Source organism: Thermogemmatispora argillosa, from assembly GCF_059696725.1.
Map to the genome: position 1 here is coordinate 1,599,610 of NZ_AP019377.1, position 23,795 is coordinate 1,623,404.

The 23,795-nt window shown below is 64.1% G+C and carries 23 protein-coding genes; 11 read left to right on the forward strand and 12 right to left on the reverse strand.

Annotation, left to right across the window (positions count from 1 at the left end; translation table 11 throughout):
* Positions 1-78 precede the first annotated feature (78 nt).
* The 8 genes from AC6H1L_RS06205 to AC6H1L_RS06240 all read left to right on the forward strand — a co-directional run bounded on the left by AC6H1L_RS06205 (position 79) and on the right by AC6H1L_RS06240 (position 7,780).
* Positions 79-381, forward strand: a complete 303-nt coding sequence (locus AC6H1L_RS06205; protein WP_497600660.1) for a PTS sugar transporter subunit IIB — start codon at positions 79-81, stop codon at positions 379-381.
* 169 nt (positions 382-550) lie between these two features.
* Positions 551-2,068 carry a PTS galactitol transporter subunit IIC gene (locus AC6H1L_RS06210; protein ID WP_497600661.1) on the forward strand — a complete coding sequence of 506 codons (1,518 nt, stop codon included), beginning with the start codon at positions 551-553 and terminating at the stop codon, positions 2,066-2,068.
* A 168-nt stretch (positions 2,069-2,236) separates the two neighbouring features.
* Positions 2,237-2,707 (forward strand): hypothetical protein, encoded by a 471-nt coding sequence (locus tag AC6H1L_RS06215; protein ID WP_497600662.1) that lies wholly within the window; start codon positions 2,237-2,239, stop codon positions 2,705-2,707.
* A 72-nt stretch (positions 2,708-2,779) separates the two neighbouring features.
* The gene (locus AC6H1L_RS06220; RefSeq protein WP_497600663.1) at positions 2,780-3,286 is read left to right on the forward strand and encodes a PTS sugar transporter subunit IIA; all 507 of its coding nucleotides are present in this window, start codon (positions 2,780-2,782) and stop codon (positions 3,284-3,286) included.
* 297 nt (positions 3,287-3,583) lie between these two features.
* Positions 3,584-4,558: a thiamine pyrophosphate-dependent dehydrogenase E1 component subunit alpha gene (locus tag AC6H1L_RS06225; protein ID WP_497600664.1), complete on the forward strand. Its 975-nt coding sequence runs from the start codon at positions 3,584-3,586 to the stop codon at positions 4,556-4,558.
* An 80-nt stretch (positions 4,559-4,638) separates the two neighbouring features.
* Entirely contained in the window at positions 4,639-5,619 is a 981-nt protein-coding gene (locus AC6H1L_RS06230) for an alpha-ketoacid dehydrogenase subunit beta (protein ID WP_497601517.1), read from the forward strand.
* A gap of 82 nt (positions 5,620-5,701) precedes the next feature.
* The gene (locus AC6H1L_RS06235) at positions 5,702-7,240 is read left to right on the forward strand and encodes a dihydrolipoamide acetyltransferase family protein (RefSeq protein ID WP_497600665.1); all 1,539 of its coding nucleotides are present in this window, start codon (positions 5,702-5,704) and stop codon (positions 7,238-7,240) included.
* Between the two features lie 249 nt (positions 7,241-7,489).
* On the forward strand, positions 7,490-7,780 hold the full coding sequence (locus tag AC6H1L_RS06240; protein ID WP_297160322.1) for an HPr family phosphocarrier protein: 291 nt from the start codon (positions 7,490-7,492) through the stop codon (positions 7,778-7,780).
* 188 nt (positions 7,781-7,968) lie between these two features.
* On the opposite strand, the gene AC6H1L_RS06245 is transcribed toward AC6H1L_RS06240, so the two are convergent.
* Together AC6H1L_RS06245 and AC6H1L_RS06250 are read right to left on the reverse strand one after the other, a co-directional pair.
* On the reverse strand, positions 7,969-8,976 hold the full coding sequence (locus tag AC6H1L_RS06245) for a sugar-binding transcriptional regulator (protein WP_497600666.1): 1,008 nt from the start codon (positions 8,974-8,976) through the stop codon (positions 7,969-7,971).
* A gap of 175 nt (positions 8,977-9,151) precedes the next feature.
* Positions 9,152-10,189, reverse strand: a complete 1,038-nt coding sequence (locus AC6H1L_RS06250; RefSeq protein WP_497600667.1) for a methyltransferase domain-containing protein — start codon at positions 10,187-10,189, stop codon at positions 9,152-9,154.
* A 375-nt stretch (positions 10,190-10,564) separates the two neighbouring features.
* Between AC6H1L_RS06250 and AC6H1L_RS06255 the strand changes: the two genes are divergently transcribed.
* Entirely contained in the window at positions 10,565-11,521 is a 957-nt protein-coding gene (locus AC6H1L_RS06255) for a class I SAM-dependent methyltransferase (protein WP_497600668.1), read from the forward strand.
* Between the two features lie 61 nt (positions 11,522-11,582).
* On the opposite strand, the gene AC6H1L_RS06260 is transcribed toward AC6H1L_RS06255, so the two are convergent.
* The gene (locus tag AC6H1L_RS06260) at positions 11,583-13,133 is read right to left on the reverse strand and encodes an acyl-CoA synthetase (RefSeq protein WP_497600669.1); all 1,551 of its coding nucleotides are present in this window, start codon (positions 13,131-13,133) and stop codon (positions 11,583-11,585) included.
* 335 nt (positions 13,134-13,468) lie between these two features.
* On the opposite strand from AC6H1L_RS06260, the gene AC6H1L_RS06265 reads away from it, so the two are divergent.
* Positions 13,469-14,311, forward strand: a complete 843-nt coding sequence (locus AC6H1L_RS06265) for a TetR/AcrR family transcriptional regulator (protein WP_497600670.1) — start codon at positions 13,469-13,471, stop codon at positions 14,309-14,311.
* Positions 14,312-14,368: 57 nt separating this feature from the next.
* On the opposite strand, the gene AC6H1L_RS06270 is transcribed toward AC6H1L_RS06265, so the two are convergent.
* From AC6H1L_RS06270 to AC6H1L_RS06295, 6 genes are all read right to left on the reverse strand, one after another.
* Positions 14,369-15,139, reverse strand: a complete 771-nt coding sequence (locus tag AC6H1L_RS06270; protein WP_497600671.1) for a 3-hydroxybutyrate dehydrogenase — start codon at positions 15,137-15,139, stop codon at positions 14,369-14,371.
* A complete protein-coding gene (locus tag AC6H1L_RS06275) occupies positions 15,139-15,951 on the reverse strand; it encodes an ABC transporter ATP-binding protein (RefSeq protein WP_497600672.1) in 813 nt (270 codons plus the stop codon). The genes AC6H1L_RS06270 and AC6H1L_RS06275 overlap by 1 nt, the downstream gene beginning before the upstream one ends.
* The gene (locus AC6H1L_RS06280; protein ID WP_497600673.1) at positions 15,938-16,798 is read right to left on the reverse strand and encodes an ABC transporter ATP-binding protein; all 861 of its coding nucleotides are present in this window, start codon (positions 16,796-16,798) and stop codon (positions 15,938-15,940) included. The genes AC6H1L_RS06275 and AC6H1L_RS06280 overlap by 14 nt, the downstream gene beginning before the upstream one ends.
* Positions 16,795-17,916 carry a branched-chain amino acid ABC transporter permease gene (locus AC6H1L_RS06285; RefSeq protein ID WP_497600674.1) on the reverse strand — a complete coding sequence of 374 codons (1,122 nt, stop codon included), beginning with the start codon at positions 17,914-17,916 and terminating at the stop codon, positions 16,795-16,797. The genes AC6H1L_RS06280 and AC6H1L_RS06285 overlap by 4 nt, the downstream gene beginning before the upstream one ends.
* A gap of 20 nt (positions 17,917-17,936) precedes the next feature.
* Positions 17,937-18,854: a branched-chain amino acid ABC transporter permease gene (locus AC6H1L_RS06290; RefSeq protein WP_497600675.1), complete on the reverse strand. Its 918-nt coding sequence runs from the start codon at positions 18,852-18,854 to the stop codon at positions 17,937-17,939.
* 215 nt (positions 18,855-19,069) lie between these two features.
* Complete coding sequence (locus AC6H1L_RS06295) at positions 19,070-20,323, reverse strand: ABC transporter substrate-binding protein (protein WP_497600676.1); 1,254 nt, start codon at positions 20,321-20,323, stop codon at positions 19,070-19,072.
* Between the two features lie 492 nt (positions 20,324-20,815).
* On the opposite strand from AC6H1L_RS06295, the gene AC6H1L_RS06300 reads away from it, so the two are divergent.
* Entirely contained in the window at positions 20,816-21,859 is a 1,044-nt protein-coding gene (locus AC6H1L_RS06300; protein ID WP_497600677.1) for an extracellular catalytic domain type 1 short-chain-length polyhydroxyalkanoate depolymerase, read from the forward strand.
* 213 nt (positions 21,860-22,072) lie between these two features.
* On the opposite strand, the gene AC6H1L_RS06305 is transcribed toward AC6H1L_RS06300, so the two are convergent.
* The 3 genes from AC6H1L_RS06305 to AC6H1L_RS06315 form a co-directional block, all read right to left on the reverse strand.
* A complete protein-coding gene (locus tag AC6H1L_RS06305; RefSeq protein ID WP_497600678.1) occupies positions 22,073-22,321 on the reverse strand; it encodes a hypothetical protein in 249 nt (82 codons plus the stop codon).
* A 141-nt stretch (positions 22,322-22,462) separates the two neighbouring features.
* Positions 22,463-23,206 carry a hypothetical protein gene (locus tag AC6H1L_RS06310; RefSeq protein WP_497600679.1) on the reverse strand — a complete coding sequence of 248 codons (744 nt, stop codon included), beginning with the start codon at positions 23,204-23,206 and terminating at the stop codon, positions 22,463-22,465.
* A 129-nt stretch (positions 23,207-23,335) separates the two neighbouring features.
* Entirely contained in the window at positions 23,336-23,611 is a 276-nt protein-coding gene (locus AC6H1L_RS06315) for a hypothetical protein (RefSeq protein WP_497600680.1), read from the reverse strand.
* Positions 23,612-23,795 lie beyond the last annotated feature (184 nt).

Below are 23,795 nucleotides of genomic sequence, written 5' to 3' on the forward strand. Positions count from 1 at the left end.
TTTCCTACGCGGCAGCAGGCAAGCAAGCTAGAGGGCACTACACAGAGCTGTGACCAGTTGCCAGGAGGTTTTTCAGCCATGTCCGACCTGCGCATCCTCATCAGCTGTGGCACCGGAATCGCCACTTCGACCTTGGCCGCCGATAAGCTCAAGCGCCTACTCAAGAGCCGCGGCCTTAGTGTCACCACCGCCTCATGTAAAGCCGCCGAAGTCGCCGGCAAAGTCTCCACCTTCCGACCACACGCTATCGTCTCGACCACCCAGGTCGCTGTGAAGGTCCCTATCAAGGTCTTTAATGGCCTGCCGCTCATCAGCGGCGTGGGCGCCGAGCAGCTTGCCGACGAGATTGCCGCCTATCTCAAGACCCTCAGCGCCAGCTAAGCTGAGGTACTCCAACAAGGAAGGCCCCTGGCAAGTGCGTAGAAGATAGGCAGGCAAAACGGCAGACAATCACCGCAAGGTTTGCGCACGGGCGTACATCGCGAGCAAGAGCGAAGATGTACGCAACGAGTCGGCTTTTCATCCTCACTACGGGTAGGAGGAACCAGCCATGTCCGCTGTTATGGCCGTTATCAACTATATCTTGAATCTTGGCCCCAGCGTCATGATGCCCATCATTATCTTTATTCTGTGCATGGTCTTCCGCATGCCTCTTGGGCGCTCCCTCCGGGCCGCTATCACCATTGGCGTCGGTTTCATCGCCATCAATCTGGTGATTGGATTGCTCGTCAATACCCTCGGGCCGGCAGCTCAGGCTATGGTCAACAACATCGGTATCCACCTCGACGTCATCGACGTCGGCTGGCCCGTCGCCGCCGCCATCTCCTTCGGCACCGTCTCCGTCGTCCCCTGGGTCTTCATCCTCGGCATCCTGCTCAACCTCCTCTTGATCGTCGTGCGCTTCGTCAAGACGCTCGACATCGATATGTGGAACTACTGGCACTTTATTTTCACCGCCGCTTTCGTCTACGTCATCACCCAGAACTTCTTTATCGCCCTTGCCCTGGCTCTGCTCACCGAGCTGTTCATTCTCAAGCTCGCCGATCTCTCGGCTCCCATCGTCCAGGATTATTATGGGCTGCCCGGCATCTCTCTGCCACACAGCAGCACTGTCGACTGGTCGCCAATCGGCTGGGTGCTCAATAAGTTGCTGGACCGCATCCCGGGCCTGAATAAGCTGCACGCCGACACCGGCACGATCCAGGAGCGCTTCGGCATCATCGGCGAGCCGATGATTGTTGGCCTCGTCCTCGGCCTCCTGATCGGCTTGCTGGCCTATTTCCCCGGCCTGGCCAGCGACTTCGGTGGGTCCTTCGCTAAGATTTTGACGACCGGTATCACGCTGGGCGCCGTGATGCTGGTGCTGCCACGCATGGTGGCGATTCTGATGGAGGGCCTGGTCCCGCTCTCGGAGGGCGCTCAGTCTTTCATCAGTCAACGCTTCCCAGGCCGCGAGCTCTATATCGGTCTGGATGCCGCCATCGTTATCGGCTTCGCCAATAATATGACGGTGGCCCTGCTCATGGTGCCGATTACGCTCATTCTGGCCATTGCCCTTAGCTTCCTGGGGCTGAACCATGTGCTGCCCTTTACCGATCTGGCTGTGCTGCCCTTCCTGGTCATTTGGGCCACGACCTGGTCACGCGGCAATGTGATCCGCGGGGTGATTATCGCGACGATTTTTATGGCCGGTATTCTCTCGGTGGGCACGTTCCTGGCCCCGATGACCGTGGTACTGGCTAAGGGCGCCCACTTCGCTATTCCCAAGGGGGCCATCTCGATCTCTAGTCTCGATTCCGGCGCTCACTTGATTTCCTTTGCCCTGGTCTTCTTCTTCTCGCTGAAGGAGGTAGGGTCTTACGGGCCGGTCTTCTTGATCTGGTCGGCGCTCTGGGTGGCCTTCACGCTGGCCTGCTATGTCATCTACTTCCTCTACTGCCGCTCCCACGTGCCCGGCATCGATGATAAGGCGCTCTATGTGCGAGAAGAGGAGACGCCGGTGAGCGAAGCCGAGGCCAGCCTCGAGGCTGAGGGCCCTGGCGGCCAGGCCATTGCCGGTCAAGGCTAGTTGTCACCCAGGTCTGGGGTAGCGCGGCTAACAGGGAGAGGAGAGAGCTGGCAGCCGCCGGCTCGGGCGTGGACCACGCCGATCTACGACGTTGGACAGGCCAGGTCGGTTGGCTGTCTGCTCGCACCATCCTGCTACCGGTTGCCAGCCAAGAAAGGAGATCAAACGATGATCGGCGTTCTGGTCGATTATTTGATGGGTCCCCTCGGGCGCGCCCTTGAAAGCGCCTATTTGGCGCACTCTTTGCCGATTGGTCTGCTCTTGCTGGTCTGGATGGGTGTGGTCTGTTGGGGCCTGCACGGGGTCATTGGCCTGCGTCAGCAGCTACGTCGCTGGGTGCTGGAGTTACTGCCAGCCTACGATCTCGCTCAGCCGGAGACGCCTCAGCAACTGCTACAGGCGCTAGAGCCACGCTGGCAAGAGGTGGCGGCTCGTGTGCGCTTTATGCCGACGCGCCACGGTCTCTGGATACGGCGGGCTACGCCCGAGGCTCTGCGTGCTGAGGTGGGTTTTACCGCTGAGGGCCTGGCGCGGCTGCTGGCCCGGCTTGCTCCTCAGTCGTCGGCAGCGGCACCCCAGTCGCGACCACGGTCGCGCCGGCTTCGGCCCACCAGCGCGGCCAGTCGCTCCCAGCGCTGAGGCTGTCCACGTCCTATCTTGTCCCTGGCAGAGAAGCGATCGACTACGCGAGACGAGAGCATCTTTGCAGCTATGGAACCGATCGAGCTAGAGCTGACGCTGCATGGCGCCACCATGCCCGTGCTGGTGCTGTGGGACCTGGCGGTGACCAGTAAAGACGAGTTGTTTGCCCGCGTGCATGAGGAGCTGCTGCGACGCGGCCAGGTGCGCCCGAGTTATCTGGAGGGAGTCAAGGAACGCGAGCAGCGCTATCCAACTGGCCTGGATTTCGGCGCTTTCGCTGTGGCTTTGCCCCACGTCGACTTTGAGCATGTGCTGCGTCCGGCGCTGGTCGTGGCTCTGCTGCGCGAGGCTCTGCCCTTCCAGGCGATGGACGATCCGGCACGACAGCACCTCTGCCGGCTGGCCATTTTTCCTGTCCTGACTTCAGGCGAGGCCCAGCTTGCTTTCTTGCAGGCCGTGACCTGCGCGCTGCAGCAGCCCGGTTTCTATGAGCGCTTCATCGCTCTGCAGACTCCCCAGGAGATCAGCGCTTGTCTGCAAAGTATGCTGCAGCTCTCCTTGACCGGGTCCCAGTGAGCCACATAGCCGGCCCCGGGCCGCACCCGCTGGCGGCAGAGGTTTTGGCTGATCTGCCTCAGCGGGCCGCGGCTTCTCCGGCCCTCTCTCGGCTCGGGAGCTTCGGGCCTGGCCGGGGCGGCTAATTCCTCTTCGCCTGCCCCAAAAGGCGCGCTCTTTTGCAATCGCTCCCTCTCGCTGCGCTGCTTTCGCGCCCCGCCGCTCAGCGCCCGCCTATTGACAGCCGTCGCTTCGCATGGTACATTGAGTATGTGTGCAGCATTGAATATTTGTGCAACACAGCAGGAGACGCCAGCCATGCCTGAAGCGGTTCCCGCCCTTTCCCCTGAGCAGATGCGCAGCCTGCTGCAGACCATGTACCGCATTCGCGCCTTTGAAGAGAAGGTCGACGAACTCTTCATGCGCGGCGAAGTGCACGGTACAACCCATCTCTCGATCGGAGAAGAGGCGACCGCCGCCGGGGCTTTACAGGCCCTGCGGCCCGATGACTATATCACCAGCACCCACCGTGGTCACGGCCACTGCATCAGCAAAGGAGCCGATCTCAAGCTGATGATGGCCGAATTGCTCGGCAAAGAGACCGGCTACTGCCGCGGACGCGGCGGCTCGATGCACATCGCCGATGTGGCTTCCGGCAATCTCGGCGCCAACGGTGTCGTTGGTGGCGGCATCCCCATTGCTACCGGCGTCGGCCTCAGTATCAAGATGCAGGGCCTAGACCGCGTCTGTCTCTGCTTTTTCGGCGACGGCGCCGCCAATGAAGGGACCTTTCACGAGTCGCTCAACCTGGCCGCCATCTGGGACCTGCCCGTGATTTTCCTCTGTGAGAATAACCAGTACGGCATGTCGATGTCCGTGCGGCGAGCCATGCGCTGCGAGACCATCGCTCAGCGTGCCGTGGCCTATGGCATCCCCGGCGAGCGCGTCGATGGCAACGACGTCTTTGCCGTCTATGAGGCCGTCTTTCGCGCCGCCGCCCGTGCTCGCGCCGGCCAGGGTCCCACCCTGATTGAGGCTGTGACCTACCGCTACAAGGGTCATTCTAAGAGCGACCAGAACCGCTACCGCACCCGCGATGAGATCCGCGCCTGGCAGGAGCGCGATCCCATCAAGCGACTGGTTGCCTATCTGCGCGACCACGGTCTGATGACTCAAGAGGAAATCGAGCGGGAGGAGGCCGCCGCCTACCAGGCCATCGAGGAAGCCTATCAATTCGCCCTGGCCAGCCCCGAACCCGATCCCGACTCGTTGCTGGAAGGAGTGTACGCATGAGCGGTCCTTCGTCTCTCCCGACAACCGTCGCCACTGGCCCAGCCCAGCCACCAGCGGCGGCCCACGACCAGGTCCAGGAGATGACCTATGCCGAGGCCATTCGCGAGGCCCTGCGCGAAGAGATGCGCCGCGACCCGCGCGTCTTCTTGATGGGCGAGGATATCGGCATCTACGGCGGAGCCTTCGGCGTGACCTATGGCCTCGTCGAGGAATTCGGCGAGGAGCGCGTACGCGATACGCCTATCTCAGAGGCAGCTCTAGCCGGCTGCGCCATCGGCGCCGCTCTCACCGGCATGCGCCCGGTGGCCGAATTCCAATTCAGCGACTTCATGGCCCTTGGCATGGACCAGATCGTGAACCAGGGGGCTAAGTTGCGCTTTATGTTCGGCGGCAAGGCTCAGGTGCCGGTGGTCTTCCGCGCCCCCCTCGGCTCCGGCACCGGCGCCGCGGCCCAGCACTCGCAGAGCCTGGAAGCCTGGTTCGCCCACGTGCCCGGCCTCAAGGTCGTTCTCCCCTCAACGCCCGCCGACGCCAAGGGGCTGCTCCTCTCGGCTATCCGCGACCCCAACCCGGTGATTTTCCTTGAGCATAAGCTGCTCTACCGCCACAAAGGACCGGTCCCCCGCGGTGAGTGGACGGTCCCGCTCGGACAGGCCGAGGTCAAGCGCCCTGGCAAGGATCTGACGATTATCGCTCTCTCGATTATGGTGCCGCGCGCCCTGGCGGCGGCAGCTCGCCTGGCCGAGGAGGGTATCGAGGCCGAGGTGGTCGATCCGCGTACCCTGCGCCCCCTCGATGAGGCGACACTGATCGCTTCCGCTCGCAAGACCGGGCGCGTGTTGATCGTTCATGAGGCCGTGCTCACCGGCGGTTTCGGCGGCGAGATCGCGGCGCGTATCGCTTCCAGCGAGGCTTTCTATTATCTGGATGCCCCCATTCTGCGCCTGGGCGGGGCCGAGACGCCTATTCCCTATAACCGCACCCTGGAACGGCGCGCCACCCCCCAGGAAGAAGATATCTATCAGGCCGCCAGGCGCCTGCTGCAGCGGAGGCCGCTGTGAGCTGGTCCCGCTCCCGCAGCCAGACGGGCAGGCCCTTTGATCGCTTCACACAAGACACGGCTACGGCAGAGGTGACGGCGCGATGCAGACGCAGCACGAGCAACGTACGCTGACCATGCCCAAGCTGGGCATGACGATGACCGAAGGCACCGTAGTGCGCTGGCTTCTCAGCGAGGGTGCACGCTTCGAGAAGGGGGAACCCCTGGTAGAGGTGATGACCGATAAGGTCAATCTGGAGGTCGAGGCCCCCTGCACGGGTCAGCTCCTGCAGATTCTGGCCGCTGAGGGGGAGACCCTGGAGGTCGGTGCCCCTCTGGCCATTCTGCTGGCTGAGGGGCGCGACCCGGCTGCCAGCGCTGCCGCTGCCGCCACCACAGCAGCGATCGCTACAGCTTCGCCAACGTCAGCGCCAGCAGCCAGCGGTTCCGGTCCCACAGCCTCCGCTCCGGCAATGCCGCTTCCAGTCCCCCCAGCGCCCAGGGAGCATGAGGAGAGACGCATCGCCAGTACGCCCGCCGCCAAACGTGAGGCGGCCTTACAGGGTGTGGACTTGCGGGCCGTGGCCGAGTCCGGCTTCGCCTTGCCCCTGACGCGCGCCGATGTGCTGGCCTTTGTGGCGGCCCAACGAGAGCAGCCGTCAGGTCCAGCAGTGCGAGCCACGCCGCTCGCTCGTAAGATAGCCCATGAGCATCAGCTAGATCTGGCTGCGCTGGCCGAGCAGAAGGGCGGCGAGAAGGTGACGCGTGCCGACGTAGAAACGGCGCTGGCCGCGCGCCAAAGTCAGGAGAGCCGGGCAGAGACCCTGACCAATGGGGCTGCCGCTTCCCGATCACAGGCTGCCGCAGCGCCCACGCCTGTGGTCACCCCCGCAGAGAGCCTGGAGACCGACGCCGAGGTGATCCCGCTCTCGCCGGCGCGGCGCCTGATCGGGCAGCGCATGCTGACCAGCGTCACTACTATCCCCCATATCTACCTCGACCTGGAGATCGACATGCGCGAAGCCGAGCGCTGCCGTCGCCATCTGGCCACCGACCTGGTTGCCCAGGGAGAGGAGGCCCCCTCTCTGACAGCCATCATCATCCGCGCTGTGGCCGCTGCACTGCGCTCCTGCCCCGAGGTGAATGCAACACTCGATGACAGCCGTGGGCCAGGCCACGAGGTCATTCGGCGCTGGCGCGCCGTTCACATCGGCGTGGCCGTTGACACCGGCCAGTCCCTCCTGACGCCGGTCCTTCGCCACGCCGATCGGCAGACCCTGCCCGAGCTGGCGCGTAACCTGCGCCGGCTTGTCGACGGCGCTCGCGCCGGCAAGCTCTCCCCCGACGACCTCACCGGGGCCACCTTCACGGTCTCCAATCTGGGCATGTATGGTATCGATACCTTCCATGCCATCATTCCCCCGGGCCAGAGCGCCATTCTCGCCGTCGGCAAGGTAACGCGCCGTGGCGTAGTTGTCGAAGCCGGCGAGGACGGCCAGGCAGAGCAGGCACCCCGCCTGGAGATCCGCCCCATTATGAAGGTCTCGCTGTCTGCTGATCACCGCGTACTGGATGGCGCGACCGCTAGCCGTTTTCTGCAGCGCTGTAAGCGGCTGCTGGAAAATCCCTACTTACTGCTCTAGGGAGCGGTCGCGTCAGCAACAGCGGTGGCCAGGGCTGCTGTTTTCCCCGTCCAGCAACAGGAGCGGGTGCCGCAGGCCGCTGCCGGATCACTCCCTGCCGACAAGCACGGTGGGCGGCCTGCAGCGGCCACCTGCGCGCCGCGCGGGCCCTGCTCCGGCCCTGGCAGAAGAGAGGCGACAGATCGCCCCAGAGGTGGTACACTGTCCTCTGGAGCATCGTGCTCCACACCGATTGAAGGAGACAGGTGCATGCAGCAAGCAAAAACGATTGTGCGCAACGAGGTTGGCCTGCACGCCCGCCCGGCGGCGCAATTCGTCAGGCTGGCCAATCAGTTCAAGAGCAAAATCACCATCAGCAGCAAAGGGAAAAGTGTTAACGCCAAAAGCCTCGTCTTGATTCTGACGCTGGCCGTGGGGAAGAACACCGAGGTTGAAATCACGGCAGAAGGCGAAGATGAGCAGCAGGCCGTCGCGGCATTGGTCGATCTGATCGAGCGCGACTTTGCAGAGGAAGCGCTTCCGCCCTCCGCCTCCTCCTAAGCGGGCGAGAAAGGACCGGGTCGTGTCTGGACCGAGGAACCCAGAGGAGAGGTAAGCTGCGCGGGGGACGGCGAGCCGGGCCAGTCAGTGAGCACGGTGGGAGCCTTGTCCCCCGCACCATTTGCTACGGTAGCTGTTGCTGTCTTGTCGTCGTTGTTCGGATGGTATGCTGCTTGCTAGCTACGAAGCTAGCCGGGGAGCTGAGCCAGTTCCTGGCTGGAGGCCAGTTGCAGCAGGGCCCGGGCGCCAGGTTCGTCAGTGATCAGGACCTTCACTACCCCAGTGCGCAGCGCGCCAAGCATCGCTTCTTTCTTGGCCACGCCCGCCGCTACGGCGATCACCAGCGGCACCTTGCGCAACGTCTCAAACGAGACCGTCACAGTGCGACAGAGCAGCTCGTGGGCGCAGAGGCGGCCCTCAATATCAAAGTAGCAGCCGCAGATATCGCCCACAGCCCCCTGACTGCGGATGACCTGCAGTTCTTCCTCATCCAGATAGCCGGCGCGGAAGAGACCAGAAGCCTCCGGGCGTGCGCCGCCAATACCTACTAACGCCATATCCATCTGTTCCATCATTTGGAACGAGCGACGCAGGCTGCGCTCCTTGAGCAGGCCTTCGCGTACGCTGGCATCGGCTACCAGCAAGGGCGCATGCAGGTAGTAGCAGCGCCCGCCATAGGCATCCGCCAGGCGGCGCGCGATCTCCGGCCCATCGATGTCAGGCCGGCTGGAGGTGTCGACGCTGCCCATGAGCTGCACCACATTGAGCGGCAGGCGCCGCCGTGGGCGCAGCGCCTTGAGCATCTCCAGCATCGAGGTCCCCCATGAGATGCCAACCGTACGAATAGGCCGCTTGCCTTCTGCGTGCGATTCTTGAATGCGCCGGTCAACATAGCGCGCCGCCAGGGCGCCAACGCGATCCAGCGCTACCCCTTCAGCCTCCGCGGTCTCCAGTACCTGCGCGTCCTGCAGGCCAAAACGCGCTATCAGTTCGTCCTGCAGAGCGGCAGAGGTACGCAGCACCTGATGGACGTGAATGTCGACCAGACCCAGCTCCCGGGAGCGGCTCAGCAGGCGAGATACACCGGAGCGCGAGATGCCGATCATTCTGGCAATCTGCTCCTGCGTGTAGTTCTCTTCATAGTAAAGGCTGGCCACCTCGGTCAGGAGATAAATGTCATCGCTTTCCTGAGTCATACTGTTGTGCCCTTTCCCTGAGCAACAATGATCGTTCGCACGCCCGTTTCGGCACAAACGCCGATCTTTGCACCAACGTGCAACCTTGAGAGGTATTGTAAAAGCCAGGCACTCCCCTTGTCAACAGCGTCAGCCTCTGCCGCTGTTGGGCCTGGCGTCGCTGCCGCGGCTTCCTCTAAGCGGCGCTGGTGTGGCCACGCTCGACCACCAGCAGGCCACCGGCGCATTCCTCGCACCAATAGCGTCCCTGGCGCTCACCCCAACGCTGCAGACAGCGCCGCCCTAGCTCCTCCAGCGCGGCTGGTGAGAAGGTCTGGCGATGACCGTAGGCCGGCTCGGGCTGCTCTTCATAAGGGACGGCGATGATCAGGCGCCGCCGCGTTACCTCCAGCAGATGGCTCAGAACCTGCTCGCTCTCTGCCGGACTGAAGTGCTCCAGGACGTGCAAGGCTACTACTGTGTCAAACTGGCCAAGGGCCGCAACCTGGTCGGCTCGACACAGATCGGCCTGCACAAAGCGAATCTGCTGCCAACCACGCTCTTCGGCAAGCTGCTGCGCGATGAGAAAGGCGTCAGGGCGCAGGTCCAGCCCTACAATCTCCCTCAAACCAGGGCAGGCCTCGGCCAGGAGCAAAGGGAGAAAGCCAAAGGAGCAGCCAGCATCAAGCAGACGGCCAGCCGCTCCAGCAGGCTCTTGCTGGAGAAGGGTCCAGACACGACGGTAGAGGCTGGCAAAGACGGTTACAGGCGAGTTCGCGTCAGGGGAGGCGACGGGTCCCGCCGCGGAACCAGCCCGCAGGAGTGCCCGATAGCGCTGGAGCGTGTTCTCAGCATAGCGTCGCCAGGCTCTGGTAGGGTCCCGCGGGTCACAAGAGCCAATGACACCGGCAAATAGACGGGCCAGATCTTCAGGGTCCGCCAGCCAGCCAGCAGGCCGCAGCTCGGTCAGGAACCAGGCCCCAAGATCAGCATCCAGTTCCTGGGGAGCGAAAAAATGGACGAGCAGGCGCCGCGGCTCGTGTTCACGCTCCGCCAGAAGAAAGTGAGCCGTCTGCTGTAGCCGGTATCCGCCCGCTTGCAAGCGCTCGGCCAGGGCCTGCCGCCAGGCGCGATGGCCATCGATGACGACCAGGCCTTCGACGCGTAAGGCACGTTCGCGCACCGGCACCTGAACGCGGCGCCTCCGCCCACCGAGCTCCGTTGGCTCGCCCATATCCGGCGCCTCCTTTCCTCGCCTATCACACAGGATAGCCCCTTGTTATTATAGCACTGCCTTTCTCGCCTGGGCTGCCTTTGCTGGCTGCTCTCTTCCGTTCGCGCGCAGGCAGGCCCTGAACGCCAGAACCAGCCCGTTTTTCTCTTGCACTGCACCAGGGCCGATGCTATCCTGATGCTGTTAGCGCATGGCGCCCAGCGCGCTAGCGCGCTGACGAGACCGACAACAGACCACAGCAGAGAGCAAGAGAGGACAGCGCTCTCCGCCCGAGTCTGAACCAGGTGCCGACGCAGCCGCCCCTCCCATACCGCTACGGGTGAGCTGCGCCTCTCACCTCTTCGAGTGTTCTCACCAGAAGGAGGAGCCACCCCAATGAGTGAGCACGAAACCCAGGGGCAGCCTGCCACGGACAGAGCAGTACCCAGTCAGCCAGAGCCAGCCAGCGCTTTGGGAGCCGCGCCCGGCACCACCTACCCTTTCAACGCTGAGGACGAGGCCGAGCTGACGCGCCTGGCCCATCAGGATCAATTGATTACTGCCGGCATGGGCGGCCTCCTGCCCGAAGGGCTGGCGCTGCCGGATGGGGGCAGTGTTCTCGATCTGGCCTGCGGCCCCGGCGGCTGGGCCATCGAAGTTGCCGCCGCCTTCCCTACAGTCGAGGTGGTCGGCGTCGACCTCAGCGCGCGCGCCGTCGAGCGGGCCACAGCCCGCGCCAGGGAACGCGGCCTGAAGAATGTGCGCTTCCAGACCATGAACATTATGGAGGCCCTGACCTTCCCTGACGCCACGTTCGACCTCATCAATGGGCGCTTCATGGCCAGCTTTATGCTCCCAGCAGCCTGGCCGCGCCTGCTTGCCGAGTGTCGCCGTCTGCTCAAGCCGGGCGGCACGATCCGCTTGACCGAGACCGAGGGACCGCTGACCAATAGTCTGGCCTTCGAGCAGCTCATGGCCCTGGCTACACAAGGCCTCAAGAAGGCCGGTCAGAGCTTCTCGCCAGACGGTCGGCACGGCGGCATGACCCCAGTGCTGGCGCGTTTGCTCCGTCGGGCCGGCTTCCAGGATGTGCGTCTGCGGGCCAACGCCATCGAGTGGTCATACGGTACCCCAGCCCATGAGAGCGTCTTCAAGGATGCCATCATGACCCTGGAGCTGGGTCGCTCCTTCTACTTTAAATTGGGCCTGGCCAGCGAGGCCGAACTTGCGCGGCTCTATGAGCAGGCCATCGCCGACATGCAACAGGAAGATTTCTGCGGCCTCTGGACCATGCTGACCGCCTGGGGCCGCAAGCCGGAGGAGCCGGCCCCAGCGCAGTCAGACGGGTCCTGAATGAAGCACGCGCCAGTCAGCTTAGCGGTGCCGGCCCGCAGCGACGCGGCGCGCGCTGGCCCTACGGCTCTCCCTCCTGGACATAGCGCGCTCGCAGCTCCGCTTTCAAGACTTTGCCCATCGCGTTGCGCGGCAATGCCTCCGCAAAGATGATCTGCTTGGGGATCTTGTAGCGGGCCAGACGCTCGCCGCAGAAGGCAAGCAGTTCCTCAGCGCGTAGGCTGCCGGGCACACGCGGCACCACGACCGCAAGCCCGACCTCGCCCCAGCGCGGGTCGGGCCTGCCGATTACCGCCGCCTCAGCGACCCCCGGATGGGAGAGCAGCACCGCCTCTACTTCGGCAGGATAAACATTCTCGCCGCCGGAAATAAACAGATCCTTCTTGCGCCCCACAATATAGTAGTAGCCTTCCTCATCGCAGCGCGCCAAATCGCCTGTATGCCACCAGCCTCCGCGCGCGGCCTCCGCCGTCTCCTGCGGACGTCGCCAGTAGCCGGAGCACACATGCGGACCAGCCAGCACCAGTTCACCAACCTCGCCCGGGGCTACATCTTGATCCTGTTCGTCAACAATGCGCGCCCGCGAGTGGAAAACCGGGCGCCCAACTGAGCCAGCCTTGCGTAGCGCATCCTCGGGCGCCAGACTAAAACAGTTTACCCCAACCTCGGTCAAGCCATATCCCTGGCGCAGCAGGACCCCTCGCTCAGCATAGCCCCGAATGACCGGCAAAGGACAGGAAGAGCCACCCGTCACGCAGAAGCGCAGCGAAGAAAGGTCAGTGGCAGCGAAAGCCGGATGCTCCAGCAGCATTTGAAAGACCGTCGGCACCGCAAAAACCACCGTGCAGCGCTCACTCTCAATTGTGCGCAGGATGAGGGCCGGATCGGAGGAGCGCAGCAGAACGACCGTGCCCCCACAATGGTAGAGGGGAGTCGTCAGCACATTGAGACCGCCGGCGTGGAAGAAGGGCGCAAAGGTCGGCGTGATATCGTCGTCGCGCAGCCCCCAACTGATTTGCGTATTAATGGCGTTCCAGGTCAGCATGCGGTGTGAAAGCAAGGCTCCCTTGGGGATGCCCGTGGTGCCAGAGGTATAGAGGATCAGCACCGGCTCCTCACCATCGGCGCTGCGAAAGGAACGCGCCCGCTGCGCCAGCCGCTGATCATCCCCAGGAAAGGCCGCAAAAGAAAGCAAGCGCGGCGCCAGATCCGCAGCCGTGGCCCCCGTCGCCAGCGCCGCCACGAGCTCGCTGGCCCGCTGGCTGTGCGCCTCATCGTGCAGCAGGAGACACGGCTCGCAGTCACGCGTGATGGTCAGCAGCTCGTGCAGCGTCAGGCGCCAGTTGAGCGGCACCAGAATGGCCCCGAGCAGCGCCACAGCAAAGAGCGCATCCAGATACTCGGGCGCGTTGTAGGCCAGCACCGCCACACGCGCGCCCGGTGTAACGCCGTAGTCTTCGCTGAGCAGCGTCGCCAGCGCTCGCGCGCGCCCGTTGAGCACACGATAGCTCAGCCGCGCCCCGCTCTCGATATCGACCAGGCCGATCTTCTCAGGCGTCAGTTGGGCCCGGCGCTCCAGCCATTCGCCTAGACCAAGAAAGGTCTTCTCCATCCAGGAACCTCCTCATAGGGGATATCCCGCAGCTCGCCCCGGCGCAAGCTGCGATGCGGCTACCCAGGCTCTTTACCGATATGCTAAAATATGATACGTGAATCATCTATCATATCGCTAACTGTACCCGAGGCCGGGCCGAAAATCAAGCCGCCAGGACGTGCAAGGCCCCTCATGCTCGGGTCCCCGCCATCTCTGTCCGCCTCCATCTCGCAAGCAAGGAAGCGTCAGAGCGACGGCAAAGAGCGATAAAAGAACTGGACAGGCAGTGTCCAGTCTGTGATCATGTTGAGCCATCAGAACGACCACGAGTGAGGAGGAGCAGTCAACAGCGCATGACGGACGAAACAGCTCAGCCTACTGCCTCGGAAAACGACCATTCCCCCTCAACCAAAGAAGGGGCAGCACACCCAACCAGGGAGAAAGACAGCTCAAGCTCAGGCCCCTCACGTGGCGAGATCACGCGCCAACGGATCTTAGAGGCCGCCGAAGCGGTCTTCGGCGAGCAGGGCTACTATGAGGCCAGTATCTCCGAGATCACGCGGCGCGCTGGCGTCGCCCAAGGTACCTTCTACATCTATTTCCGCACCAAACGCGAGATCTTTGTGGAGCTGGTCAAGGACCTGGGTCGGCGCCTGCGCGAGGCCTCAGCGGCGGCCACTGCCGGCCTTAGCAATCGCCTGGAGATCGAACGGCAAGGCTTCGCCGCCTTTTTCCGCTTCGCCGCCGCTCATCGCAGCGTCTACCGCATCGTAGAAGAAGCCGAACGCGTGGCCCCCGAGGCCGCCCAGGAATACTACCAGAGCATCAGCCGCGGCTACATGCGCGGCCTGCGCGCCGCAATGGAGGCGGGCGAGATCCGTCAGATGGACCCGGAGACCCTGGCCTACGCGCTCATGGGCATCGGCCATTTTCTGGCCCTGCGCTGGATTGTCTGGCCCCAACCCCCAACGTCAGCCGCACCCGCAGCCGAAACTGCCGGCCAGAGTGAGGGCAACCAGAGCCCCACAGAGCAGGTGCTCCCTCCGCAGGTCTTTGCGACGCTCATGGACTTCATTACCCACGGCCTGGCTCCTACCTCGGGGCCTGGCCCCGGCAGCCAGACAGGCTCCCCTTCTCCGGCCGAGCCGGCGCCAGAGTCAGCGCCGGACGCCGGCCAGGCAGAGCCACAGCCCTGATCGACTGCGGTCCGGCTCGTACGGCGCGTCGCGCCTTGCGGCCTCTCACTCTCGCGACTACTGCGCCGTCCAGCCGCAGTCGATCACTTGAGCGCTGCCAGTGATCCCCGCCGCCGCATCGCTGCAGAGATAGCTCACCAACTGGGCCACCTCCTCCGGCTCTAGCAGGCGGCGAATAGCGCTGCGCGCCGTCATGACTTCCGCTACGACGCGCTCTTCCGGGATGCCGTGCTGACGCGCCAGGTCGGGAATCTGGCCCTCAACGAGCGGCGTGCGCACATAGGACGGGCAGACAGCATTGCAGGTGACGCCGTGGGGCGCCCCTTCGAGGGCCGTCACGCGTGTCAGTCCAAGCAGACCGTGTTTGGCGCTGACATAGGCCGCCTTGAGGGCTGAGGCCCGCAGCGCGTGCACGGAGGCGATATTGACGATGCGCCCCCAGCCGTGTGCATACATGCCGGGCAGCACCGCCCGCGTCAGCAGAAAGGGAGCAGTGAGCATGAGGTCGATCATTTGGCGCCATTTTTCGATAGGGAACTGCTCCAGCGGCGCCACATGCTGAAAACCGGCGTTGTTGACCAGAATATCGATGCGCCCCTCGGCGCTCAGCGTCTCGGCCACCAGGCGCTCAATGTCGGCCTGGCGCGTCAAGTCGGCCGCCACAAAGCGCGCGTCTGGCAGGGTCGCCGCCGCTTCCTCGCCGCGCGTCGTGTTGACATCACACAGCGTGACGCGTACGCCGTGCCCGGCCAGGTCTCGTGCAATAGCCAATCCGATGCCCGAAGCGGCGCCGGTCACCAGCGCCACTTTGCCTGTCAAACCTTGCATCAGTGCTTTTCTCCTTCCTCTCTTGCTTCGTTGTGCCAAGTCGTGCTCCCATGCACCAGGGACACCTGCCCGCCTCCCTCAGCGTCGAGCGCTTCTGCGCCGGCTTCTCCGCCAAGATAGAGCTGCTGAATGATGGGGCTGGTCGCCAGCTCCGCCGGTCGGCCCCGCAAGACCACCCTGCCGCTCTGTAGCACGTAGGCCAGACTGGCTACTTTGAGGGCTTTACGCGCGTTCTGTTCGACAAGCAGCATGGTCAGGCCCTCCTCGCGATTGAGGCGCAGCAGGACCGCCAGCACGCTTTCGACGATGGCCGGCGCCAGGCCCTGGGACAGTTCGTCGATGAGCAGCAGGCGAGGCCGCCCCATGAGGGCGCGCCCGATGGCCAGCATCTGGCCCTCGCCGCCGCTCAGGCTGGCTGCTGGCAGCGTCAGCCGCTCCTTGAGGCGCGGGAAGTAGGCAAGCACGCGCTCGATATCGGCCTCGATGGCGCGGCGCTCGCGTCGTCTGAAGGCCCCCATCAAGAGATTCTCGCGCACACTCAGCGATAAGAACAACTCGCGTCCCTCGGGCACGAGAGCCAGCCCCAGGCCCACCCGGCGCTCAATGCTGGCGCGCTGCACCTCCTGATCAGCGAAGAGGATGCGCCCGCTGCGCGTCGGCAGCAGGCCCATGAGGGTGCGCATCAGGGTCGTCTTGCCCGCGCCGTTAGCCCCCAGCAGCGCTACCAGGCCGCCAGCCGGCACCTCCAGCGAGACGCCGTGCAGGATTTCCAGCGGTCCATAGCCGGCGCGCAGGTTCTCAACTCGTAGCATGATCGCTCACCTCCCGCTCCAGCAGAGGGGTCGCCTCCTCCTCGCGCCCAAGGTAGGCCTCCAGGACGGCGGGGTCACGCAGCACAGTCGCCGGCTCGCCCTCGGCCAGCTTACGCCCGTAGTTGAGCACGCAGACGCGCTGCGCCACCGCCTGAACCACGTGCATGTTATGCTCTATCAAAAGCAGGGTCAAACCGAGGTCCGTGCACCAACGTCGCAGATGCTCGACCAGCGTCGCCACCTCGCGCACAGGCACGCCCGCCGCTGGCTCGTCCAGGAGGAGCAGGCGCGGCTCACCCGCCAAAGCGCGCGCAACGCCGACCAGCTTTTGCAGGCCCGCCGGCAGCGTCGCTACGATCCGATCGGCATAGGCCTCCAGTCCAAGCCAGGCCAGGATTTCACGCGCGCGCTGGCGGGCCTGGACATCTTCGCGCCTGGCTGGGCCAAAGGGCAGCAGTCCCTGAAAGAAACCGGCCCGCAGATGGGCATGGCGCCCGATGAGCAGGTTCTCCAGAACAGTCATGCTGGTGAAGAGCTGCCCATTTTGAAAGGTGCGCCCGATCCCCAGGGCCGCGCGCCGCTCCGGTCCGAGAGCCAGGAGATCCTGCCCTGCAAAGTGGATACTGCCAGCCGCCGGGCGGACAAAGCCGCTAATGCAGTTGAGGACCGTTGTCTTGCCGGCCCCGTTGGGACCGACCAGCGCCCAAATTTCCCCCTCGACGATGTCCAGGTCCAGCCCGGCCACTGCCAGCAGGCCCCCAAAGTGCACGCTCAGCCCTCGCACCTTTAGCAGTACCTGGCGCTCTTGCCGTGTCTGTGGCGGCGTAGCCTGGGCCTCATCGCTCATGGCTCTCCTCCTTTCTCGCGTACCAGGCCAGAGGCGAGCGAGCGCCAGCGCGAGCGCCCGCTAAGGAAGGCGCTCAGGCCCCCTGGGAAGCTAATCAAGGCCAGCAGCAATAGCAGGCCATAGATACCGGTGGTCAGCGTGGCAATCGGGAGCTGCAGCGGCCCCAGGGTCAGCGGGTCGGGCAGCTCGCCCAGCAACAAGGGGAGCAGGCCCACGAAGAGAGCTCCCAGGAGCGAACCGAGCAGCGAGCCGGGGCCGCCGACAACTATCATCGTCAGGAAGGCAATGGTTTGGTCGACGCTGGACATGCTGGCCGTGGCCGTTGTGCCCCAGCTCGCATAGAGCACGCCCGCCAGGCCAGTCAGCACGGCACTGACCACGAACGCCAGCAATTTGTAGCGCGTCAGGGCGATGCCGCAGGCCGCCGCCGCAACCTCGCTGTCGCGCAGGGCGATCCAGGCGCGCCCTACTCGCGAGCGCAGCAAGTGGAAGGCACAGACAAAGATCAGGGCCGTCAGCGCCAGCACTACATAGTAGAGGCTGCGATCGTCGCTCAGCACAGCGGGCAACGCCGTCAGTTCGTAGCTTTGGCGCCCGGCGCTGGTATCCCAGAGGGTGAGCAGGGAGCCGGTCAGGATGACCAGGCCCAGGGTGGCAATGGCCAGATGGGCCCCGGAAACGCTCAGAGCCGGCCCGCCGACGAGCAGGCCCAGCAGGGCACAGGCCACGAGAGCGACCAGCACCGCCAGCCAGTAGGGCTGCTGCAGGTCGCCGCTCAGCCAGGCCAGAAGATAGGCGCTGACGCCGAAAAAAGCCGCGTTGCCTAGTGAAGGCTGGGCCGCGTAGCCTGTGAGCAGGTTCTGTGCCAGGGCAGCAATGGCCAGGATCAGAATCAGGGTGACGCGGTGGAGCTGGAAAGCGGCCCCATCGCCAAAGAGAGCATCGAAGAGGAATGGCAGGCCAATCAGCGCCAGAAGCAAGACCAGCACCGCCAGCCAGCGCCAGCCGCCGCGGGCCGGACGGTCGCCTGCCGGGCGCCTTTCCCCTCCCGACGCCGGGCCGGAGGAAGTGGGAGACGCGGGTCGGCTGTTGCCGAGCGCTAAGGCGTTTCTTTTCATGGCAGACCTCTCCATCGGCCTTAGACGCGCCGCAGCGCTGCCCCGCCGAAGAGACCACGGGGACGCAGCAGCAGCAAAAGGACGAAGCCGGCAAAGATCAGGGCCTGACGCAGACCCGGATTGCCCAGGTCCAGGGTTCCCAGGTTGTGACCGGCCAGCAGCAGCGCCAGCACGTTATCGGCCAGGCCGACCAGCAGGCCGCCCAGGACGGCCCCGGCCAGACGGTCGAGACCACCCAGGACGGCGCCAATAAAGGCCAGCAACACTATCGGGTCCATGAACTGGACATCGATCACTGTCTGCCGGGCGGCGATCAGGCTCCCCGCAACGGCCGCCAGCAGACTCGCCAGCATCCAGACAAGCAAGAAGATCAGCCCGACCGGGATGCCCATCAGCCGCGCCGCATCGAGACTATCGGCGGTCGCTCGCATGGCGATGCCCAGGCGGGTGCGCTGGAGAAAGAGCTGCAAGGCACCGAGCAGCAGGGCGGTCGTCAGGAGAGCCAGGCCGTCGGTCAGCGAGAGGTAGAGACCACCGAGGCGCAGCGCGTGCCCCTCGAAGGGCGTCGGGAAGTGCACGGGCGAGGTGAGCTGCGGCCAGAGGGCCTCAACGATGGTCTGAAGGACCAGGGCCAGGGCCAGGGTGGCGATCGCCTTGGTAAGGATGGGGGCCGTCAGCAGCGGGCGCGCAAAGACTCGCTCAACGACGGCCCCGAGCAGCAGGGCAAAGAGCAGGCTCAGCAGCAGGGCCGGCCAGAAGGGCAGGCGCGGCCCCGTCAGCAGTATGTAGAGGAAACAGGTCGTTGTGGCGGCCAGGGCGCCATAGGCGAAGTTGAGCACGCCGGTGGTGCGATAGATCAGCACAATGCCCAGCGCTAACAGGCCATAGAGGCTGCCGGTGACCAGTCCCGATAGCAGCACCTGGAGCAGTGCAAGCACAAGGGCGCCTCCTCTCTTGCAAAGGCTTCAGCCAGCGCACTGACAGCCGCCGCGCCGGGCCGCTGGCCCTCCCACGCTGAGCAGGACCGCGCGGGCGCCAGCGGCAAGCAGGCGCGATATGGGCTGTCAGTCAGTTAGTCGCTCGGTCTCTCAAGGCAGAGACGGACGAAGGGCGGTCAGGTCCGCAGCTTCGTCGCGTCGGCAGCGCTTGAGGCTTAGGGCCAGACAGCGCTTGCCTTGATAAACGGGCTGACGGGCGTGAGCTGCCCCTGCTTGATCTGGAAGAACATGAAGTCGCTCACGCCGCCGTGGCGTTCCGGCGTCCAGGTGAGTGTTGGCCCGAAGCCGGTGTCGTAGTTGACAAAATCGTGGTCGAGGGCAGCGCGCAGGCTGGCGCGCGTGGGATTCTCGCCGGCCTTGCGCAGGGCATCTACCATGATCTTGGCGTTGATGTAGCCGTAAAATTTGTAGGCGCTGAAAACAGGATCGTTGCGGGTGGCTTGTAAATATTGCTGCGCAACGGGCGTATCCATGCTGGTGTAGCCACTGACGTAGATGCCCTCTCCGGCGGCGCCGAGAACCTTGGCCCAGGAGTTGTCAGCCATCGGGTAGTTGGCCAGGTAGCCCAGGCGCGGACGGTAGCCCTGGGCGGCTGCGGTGGCAACGAAACGCGCCGTGGGGCTGGGCAGACCGTTGAGGACGATCAGGTCGGGCGCGGCAGCTTTGAGGGTCTGGAAGGCCGCCGCAAAGTCGGTCTGGGTGGCGTTGTAGCCCACGGCAGCCACAAGTTTGCTGCCGTATTTCTGGAGCGCTTCGCTCAGGGTGCTCTTCTGTTGCAGGCCCAAGACGTCGTCTTCATAGAGGAGGGCTACGGTGCGCGCTTTGAGAGTGGTGGCGACATAGTAGCCGATGACGTGCCCTTCGTCGCCGTAGTTGGGCTGCGTCATCCAGACCCAGGGCAGGGCTTTGCCGTTCTGGTCGGTGTATTTGGAGCCGCCGCCAATGGGGTCAATAAAAGGAATGCCACGCGGGACCGTGTAGCTCTCGGCCACGTTGGCATTGCCGGAGCCGCAGACCTGGAAGATGGCGAAGACATGGTCTTGTTCGACAAGCTGGCGCACCGCGTCGCGTGTGCGCGTGGAGTCGCCATTGTCGCTGACCTGGATGAATTTGATTTTGCGCCCGTTGACCCCTCCCGAGGCGTTGACCTGGCTAAAATAAAGTTGATCCCCCTGCACTATGGGAGCGCAGATCACCTTGATGGGGCCGGTGGTGTCAAGTACTCCTCCGATGGTGATGGTGTCGGCGCTAACCCCGGGCGCGCTGGAGCCGCTTCCTCCGCTGCTGCCGCCGCTGGTACTGCCGCAGGCACTTAAGAGCAGTAGCAGTAAGATCGAGAGGAGCAGGCCCAGAGGGGGGCCGCTCTGTCCACGTCGCTCCATTGGGGCCGGCGATTTCAGAAGCCTCATGGTCTCGCTTTCCTCCTTCCGCTGGTGACAGCCTCGTCGCCTGGTAGCCACACTGAGCGCTGGGCTGCGCTGCTGCACGCGGGCGATCGCTGTGATCGGCTGGTGAATCATGAGTCACTTGTCATATGACACATGATTCATGTATCATGATAGTCAGAAAAGCGCCGTTGTCAAGGGGGGAATTCTCCGTCAGCCTCCCTTGACAGGATCGCAACGGATATGATACATGAATCATGTGTCATGTTCGCGCCTCCGGTTAGCCGAGGCAGGCCCGGCCCGCGAGGGGCTGCCAGCGTCACTGGCGAGCTGCTCAGCGCCCTAACGGGTCGGGGCTGGCCGGAGGTGGCGAGCGCCGCGTAGAGCAGAGGAGGGCGACGCAGCCTTCTTCTGTCCAGACAACCTCTTGAGCGTATGAGTTGCCTGCCAGAGTTGCGAGCACAGTCCCGAGGATGTCATGAGGGCATCCGCCAGGCAAGCAAGGGAGATTGCCGTATGCCAGCCATTCTGCCCCGCGCTTTTTTTCCTCAGCTCCGCTTGTTGCTCAGGCTCAGCGGTCTGACTGTCCTGCTGCTACTGAGCCTCGGCGCTCTGCCAGCCCCGGCGGCTCGGGCCAGCGGCGGCACCTTTGTCCAGTACACCTATAGCGGACCGGCGGGGAGCCGGCCCTACTATGTCTACACTCCTGCCGGCTACCATGTCGGCACCGCTGTCCCTCTGGTCGTCATGCTGCACGGCTGCACCCAGACCCCCATCGACTTCGCCGCCGGCACCCAGATGAATGCGCTCGCTGATCAGCAGCAGTTCATTGTCGTCTATCCTCAGCAGACCAGCCTCTATAACACTTCTGCGTGTTGGAACTGGTTCCTGCCGGGCAACCAGGTGCGTGGCTCGGGAGAGCCGGCCATTATTGCTGGCATTGTCCAGACGGTAGAGCAGAACACAACCCGCTGGACCATCGACCGCCGGCGTGTCTATGTGGCTGGCCTCTCCGCCGGGGCGGCCATGAGCGTGATCATGGGCGCGACCTATCCCGATCTTTTCGCGGCCATCGGTGTGGCCTCGGGCCTCGAATACAGAGCTGCCACCTCGGCCTATAGCGCACCATTGGCCCAGCTTTACGGCGGCCCCGATCCCCAGCAGCAGGGCCAGCTTGCCTATCAGGCAATGGGCAGCCGAGCGCGCGTGGTGCCGACTATCGTCTTTCACGGTCAGAGCGACTACGTGGTCTATCCGATCAATGGCGATCAGGTGGTGCAGCAGTGGATGACGACCGATCGGCTGGCTTCCGGCGGTAGCTACAACGCCAGCTTTGGCAGTCCAGCGAGCAGCCGCAGCGGTCAGGTGCCCGGCGGGCATACCTACACGGTTCAGACGTGGAACGATAGCAGTGGGAGAGAGATCCAGGAGTACTGGAAGGTCTATGGCATGGGCCACGCCTGGTCGGGCGGCAGCAGCAGCGGCAGCTATACCGATCCCTCCGGTCCAAGCGCCACCAATGCTATGTACAGTTTCTTTCTGAATCATCCCATGTCGTGAGCCTTTTGCCGCCTGTCGGCTCGGCCTGCTGTTTCCGGCTGAGCCGGCCCCTGGCGGCAGCCGCATCCGTTGAGGCGCTGCTGTCCAGGCGGAGCGGTCCGGGCGGACCCGACGAGGAAGAGCGTCGGGTCGCCCGGATCGGCCCGATGGCAGGATCAGAAGATGGGGAAGAGCGGCCTTGGCCGCCCTTCCCGTCCTGAGCAAGACAGAGGGTCAAGAGAACAATCGGAACCCACCGTAGAGATCGGAGAGGGAGTCTGCTTGTTGGCTATCCGGTGGGCCTGGTGCCGCAGCCGGGTGAGTGTCGGTGGCCTGGCTCCGCAGGAAACGGACCAGGCGGCGCCGGATGCGGGCCGGCAGAAATTCGCGCTCGGCGCGCTCGAAACGCGGCGTCAGTACCCTCACGGCGAGCGGATCATCGCCGAGGGAGCCATAGGGACGGCAGGCACGTCCCGAGGCCACCAGCAGCCGACGATAGTCCTTCTCTCGCCGGCAGGCGATGGACTTATAGATAGATGGCCAGCATGGCGGGTCGGCCTTCCTCTTCTCTCCCCTGAGCAGCGGTCATTTGAGCGAGCCTCCTTCACGCATTCCTTAATATAATTAGAGCGCCACCACCGCCTGACGGACGTAGCCGCGACGGCACGCCTGACGGCGGAAGGCGCGGCGCTCAGCCAGGCTCCCGTAGAGGCGGGTTCGAATGGCGGCCCATTCCCAGCGCAGAGCCTCGTACGCTGTGAACGTCTCTGGATGGTGAGAGAAATAGTCAGCCAGCTCGCGAGCCTGGGCCAGGTAGCCGCCTAAGATCAGGGCCTCCAGCGACTTCACCACGAAGCCGCCGCGAGCCCAGTGCCAGGTTCCATCGTTCAGCATCAGCTCGGGACGCCACCAGACATCGAGCGTAAGGCGGGCCAGCTCAGCGGCGGCGCTGGGCGTGGTCAAGAGAGCGATCTGCAGGCGGAGCTGCGCCAGGTCGCCATCGCGCAAGAGCCTGCCATGCGGCTTGCTCGCCAGCGCGTGGGCACTCTCCAGCATGGGGACATCATGCCGCTGGCGGGCATATTCGCTGCAGAGGACCGCCAGATAGGCGACAGGGGCCTCCGCATAAGGGGAGGCAGAGCGCCGGGCCAGCTCATAGGCCGCTTGCGTCAGGCGCAGAGCCTCGACCAGCCTGCCGCTACGCTCGGCCAGGGTCGCCGCCCTCATGAGGAGGCGCGCCTGACACTCGTCTTTGTCCAGGGCCAGCACGACGGTTGGATCATCGCAGGCGTCGGCGTCCTGCGCAGCGGCTCCGCTCAGAGCCAGAGCCAGCGCGGGTGAGCCGAGCAACAGGGTGCGTCGTAACATCAGGTCCACTCTCCACGTCTTCAACAAACAAGCAAACAAGATCACAGAACCACACCAACTCTCTCTACAGGAGCCAGGCGCTCAAGCGCGTCGCGACGAGCGACGCCCGACGCCCCCGAGGCCGCCGCCTCACAAGGCAGCACTATCGAAGTGCGACAACGGTTCCCACCTCTCTTTCTCCAGAGCCAGTCTGGTCAGGGGATGCCCCTGTAGCGCGTGCTGGCGCTGGCGCTGCCAGTCCTGCTCTTTGGTGACCAGGAAACACAGGCCGTTGGCATGAACACAGAGCAGATGATAGCTGCCTCGCGGCTCTGGCTGCTCCTGGATGCGCAGAACCGTGACCCGCGCCTCTCGATCGTTGCGAATACGTTCGGCCAGCGCTTCAGCTTCCTGGCGCGTCATCATGCACGCTCCTTTCTCCTTGATAGACATCTTCGGAACCTTCAGCGGTAGTATCTGATCAAGTATATCATATCAGAGCACTCTTATAAAGACCACTATATAAGAAAGCTCTAAAGTTTGAGGACCATAATGGAGTGTACTTCATTAAACTCCCCTTATTAGAGCGCTCTGATAAGGGGAGTTCTAG

Excerpts from the sequence above, each read along its gene's own strand:
- AC6H1L_RS06205 (WP_497600660.1), top strand. The coding sequence starts at position 79 with ATGTCCGACCTGCGCATCCTCATCAGCTGTGGCACCGGAATCGCCACT.
- AC6H1L_RS06210 (WP_497600661.1), top strand. The coding sequence starts at position 551 with ATGTCCGCTGTTATGGCCGTTATCAACTATATCTTGAATCTTGGCCCC.
- AC6H1L_RS06215 (WP_497600662.1), top strand. The coding sequence starts at position 2,237 with ATGATCGGCGTTCTGGTCGATTATTTGATGGGTCCCCTCGGGCGCGCC.
- AC6H1L_RS06220 (WP_497600663.1), top strand. The coding sequence starts at position 2,780 with ATGGAACCGATCGAGCTAGAGCTGACGCTGCATGGCGCCACCATGCCC.
- AC6H1L_RS06225 (WP_497600664.1), top strand. The coding sequence starts at position 3,584 with ATGCCTGAAGCGGTTCCCGCCCTTTCCCCTGAGCAGATGCGCAGCCTG.
- AC6H1L_RS06230 (WP_497601517.1), top strand. The coding sequence starts at position 4,639 with ATGACCTATGCCGAGGCCATTCGCGAGGCCCTGCGCGAAGAGATGCGC.
- AC6H1L_RS06235 (WP_497600665.1), top strand. The coding sequence starts at position 5,702 with ATGCAGACGCAGCACGAGCAACGTACGCTGACCATGCCCAAGCTGGGC.
- AC6H1L_RS06240 (WP_297160322.1), top strand. The coding sequence starts at position 7,490 with ATGCAGCAAGCAAAAACGATTGTGCGCAACGAGGTTGGCCTGCACGCC.
- AC6H1L_RS06245 (WP_497600666.1), bottom strand. The coding sequence starts at position 8,976 with ATGACTCAGGAAAGCGATGACATTTATCTCCTGACCGAGGTGGCCAGC.
- AC6H1L_RS06250 (WP_497600667.1), bottom strand. The coding sequence starts at position 10,189 with ATGGGCGAGCCAACGGAGCTCGGTGGGCGGAGGCGCCGCGTTCAGGTG.
- AC6H1L_RS06255 (WP_497600668.1), top strand. The coding sequence starts at position 10,565 with ATGAGTGAGCACGAAACCCAGGGGCAGCCTGCCACGGACAGAGCAGTA.
- AC6H1L_RS06260 (WP_497600669.1), bottom strand. The coding sequence starts at position 13,133 with ATGGAGAAGACCTTTCTTGGTCTAGGCGAATGGCTGGAGCGCCGGGCC.
- AC6H1L_RS06265 (WP_497600670.1), top strand. The coding sequence starts at position 13,469 with ATGACGGACGAAACAGCTCAGCCTACTGCCTCGGAAAACGACCATTCC.
- AC6H1L_RS06270 (WP_497600671.1), bottom strand. The coding sequence starts at position 15,139 with ATGCAAGGTTTGACAGGCAAAGTGGCGCTGGTGACCGGCGCCGCTTCG.
- AC6H1L_RS06275 (WP_497600672.1), bottom strand. The coding sequence starts at position 15,951 with ATGCTACGAGTTGAGAACCTGCGCGCCGGCTATGGACCGCTGGAAATC.
- AC6H1L_RS06280 (WP_497600673.1), bottom strand. The coding sequence starts at position 16,798 with ATGAGCGATGAGGCCCAGGCTACGCCGCCACAGACACGGCAAGAGCGC.
- AC6H1L_RS06285 (WP_497600674.1), bottom strand. The coding sequence starts at position 17,916 with ATGAAAAGAAACGCCTTAGCGCTCGGCAACAGCCGACCCGCGTCTCCC.
- AC6H1L_RS06295 (WP_497600676.1), bottom strand. The coding sequence starts at position 20,323 with ATGAGGCTTCTGAAATCGCCGGCCCCAATGGAGCGACGTGGACAGAGC.
- AC6H1L_RS06300 (WP_497600677.1), top strand. The coding sequence starts at position 20,816 with ATGCCAGCCATTCTGCCCCGCGCTTTTTTTCCTCAGCTCCGCTTGTTG.
- AC6H1L_RS06310 (WP_497600679.1), bottom strand. The coding sequence starts at position 23,206 with ATGTTACGACGCACCCTGTTGCTCGGCTCACCCGCGCTGGCTCTGGCT.
- AC6H1L_RS06315 (WP_497600680.1), bottom strand. The coding sequence starts at position 23,611 with ATGATGACGCGCCAGGAAGCTGAAGCGCTGGCCGAACGTATTCGCAAC.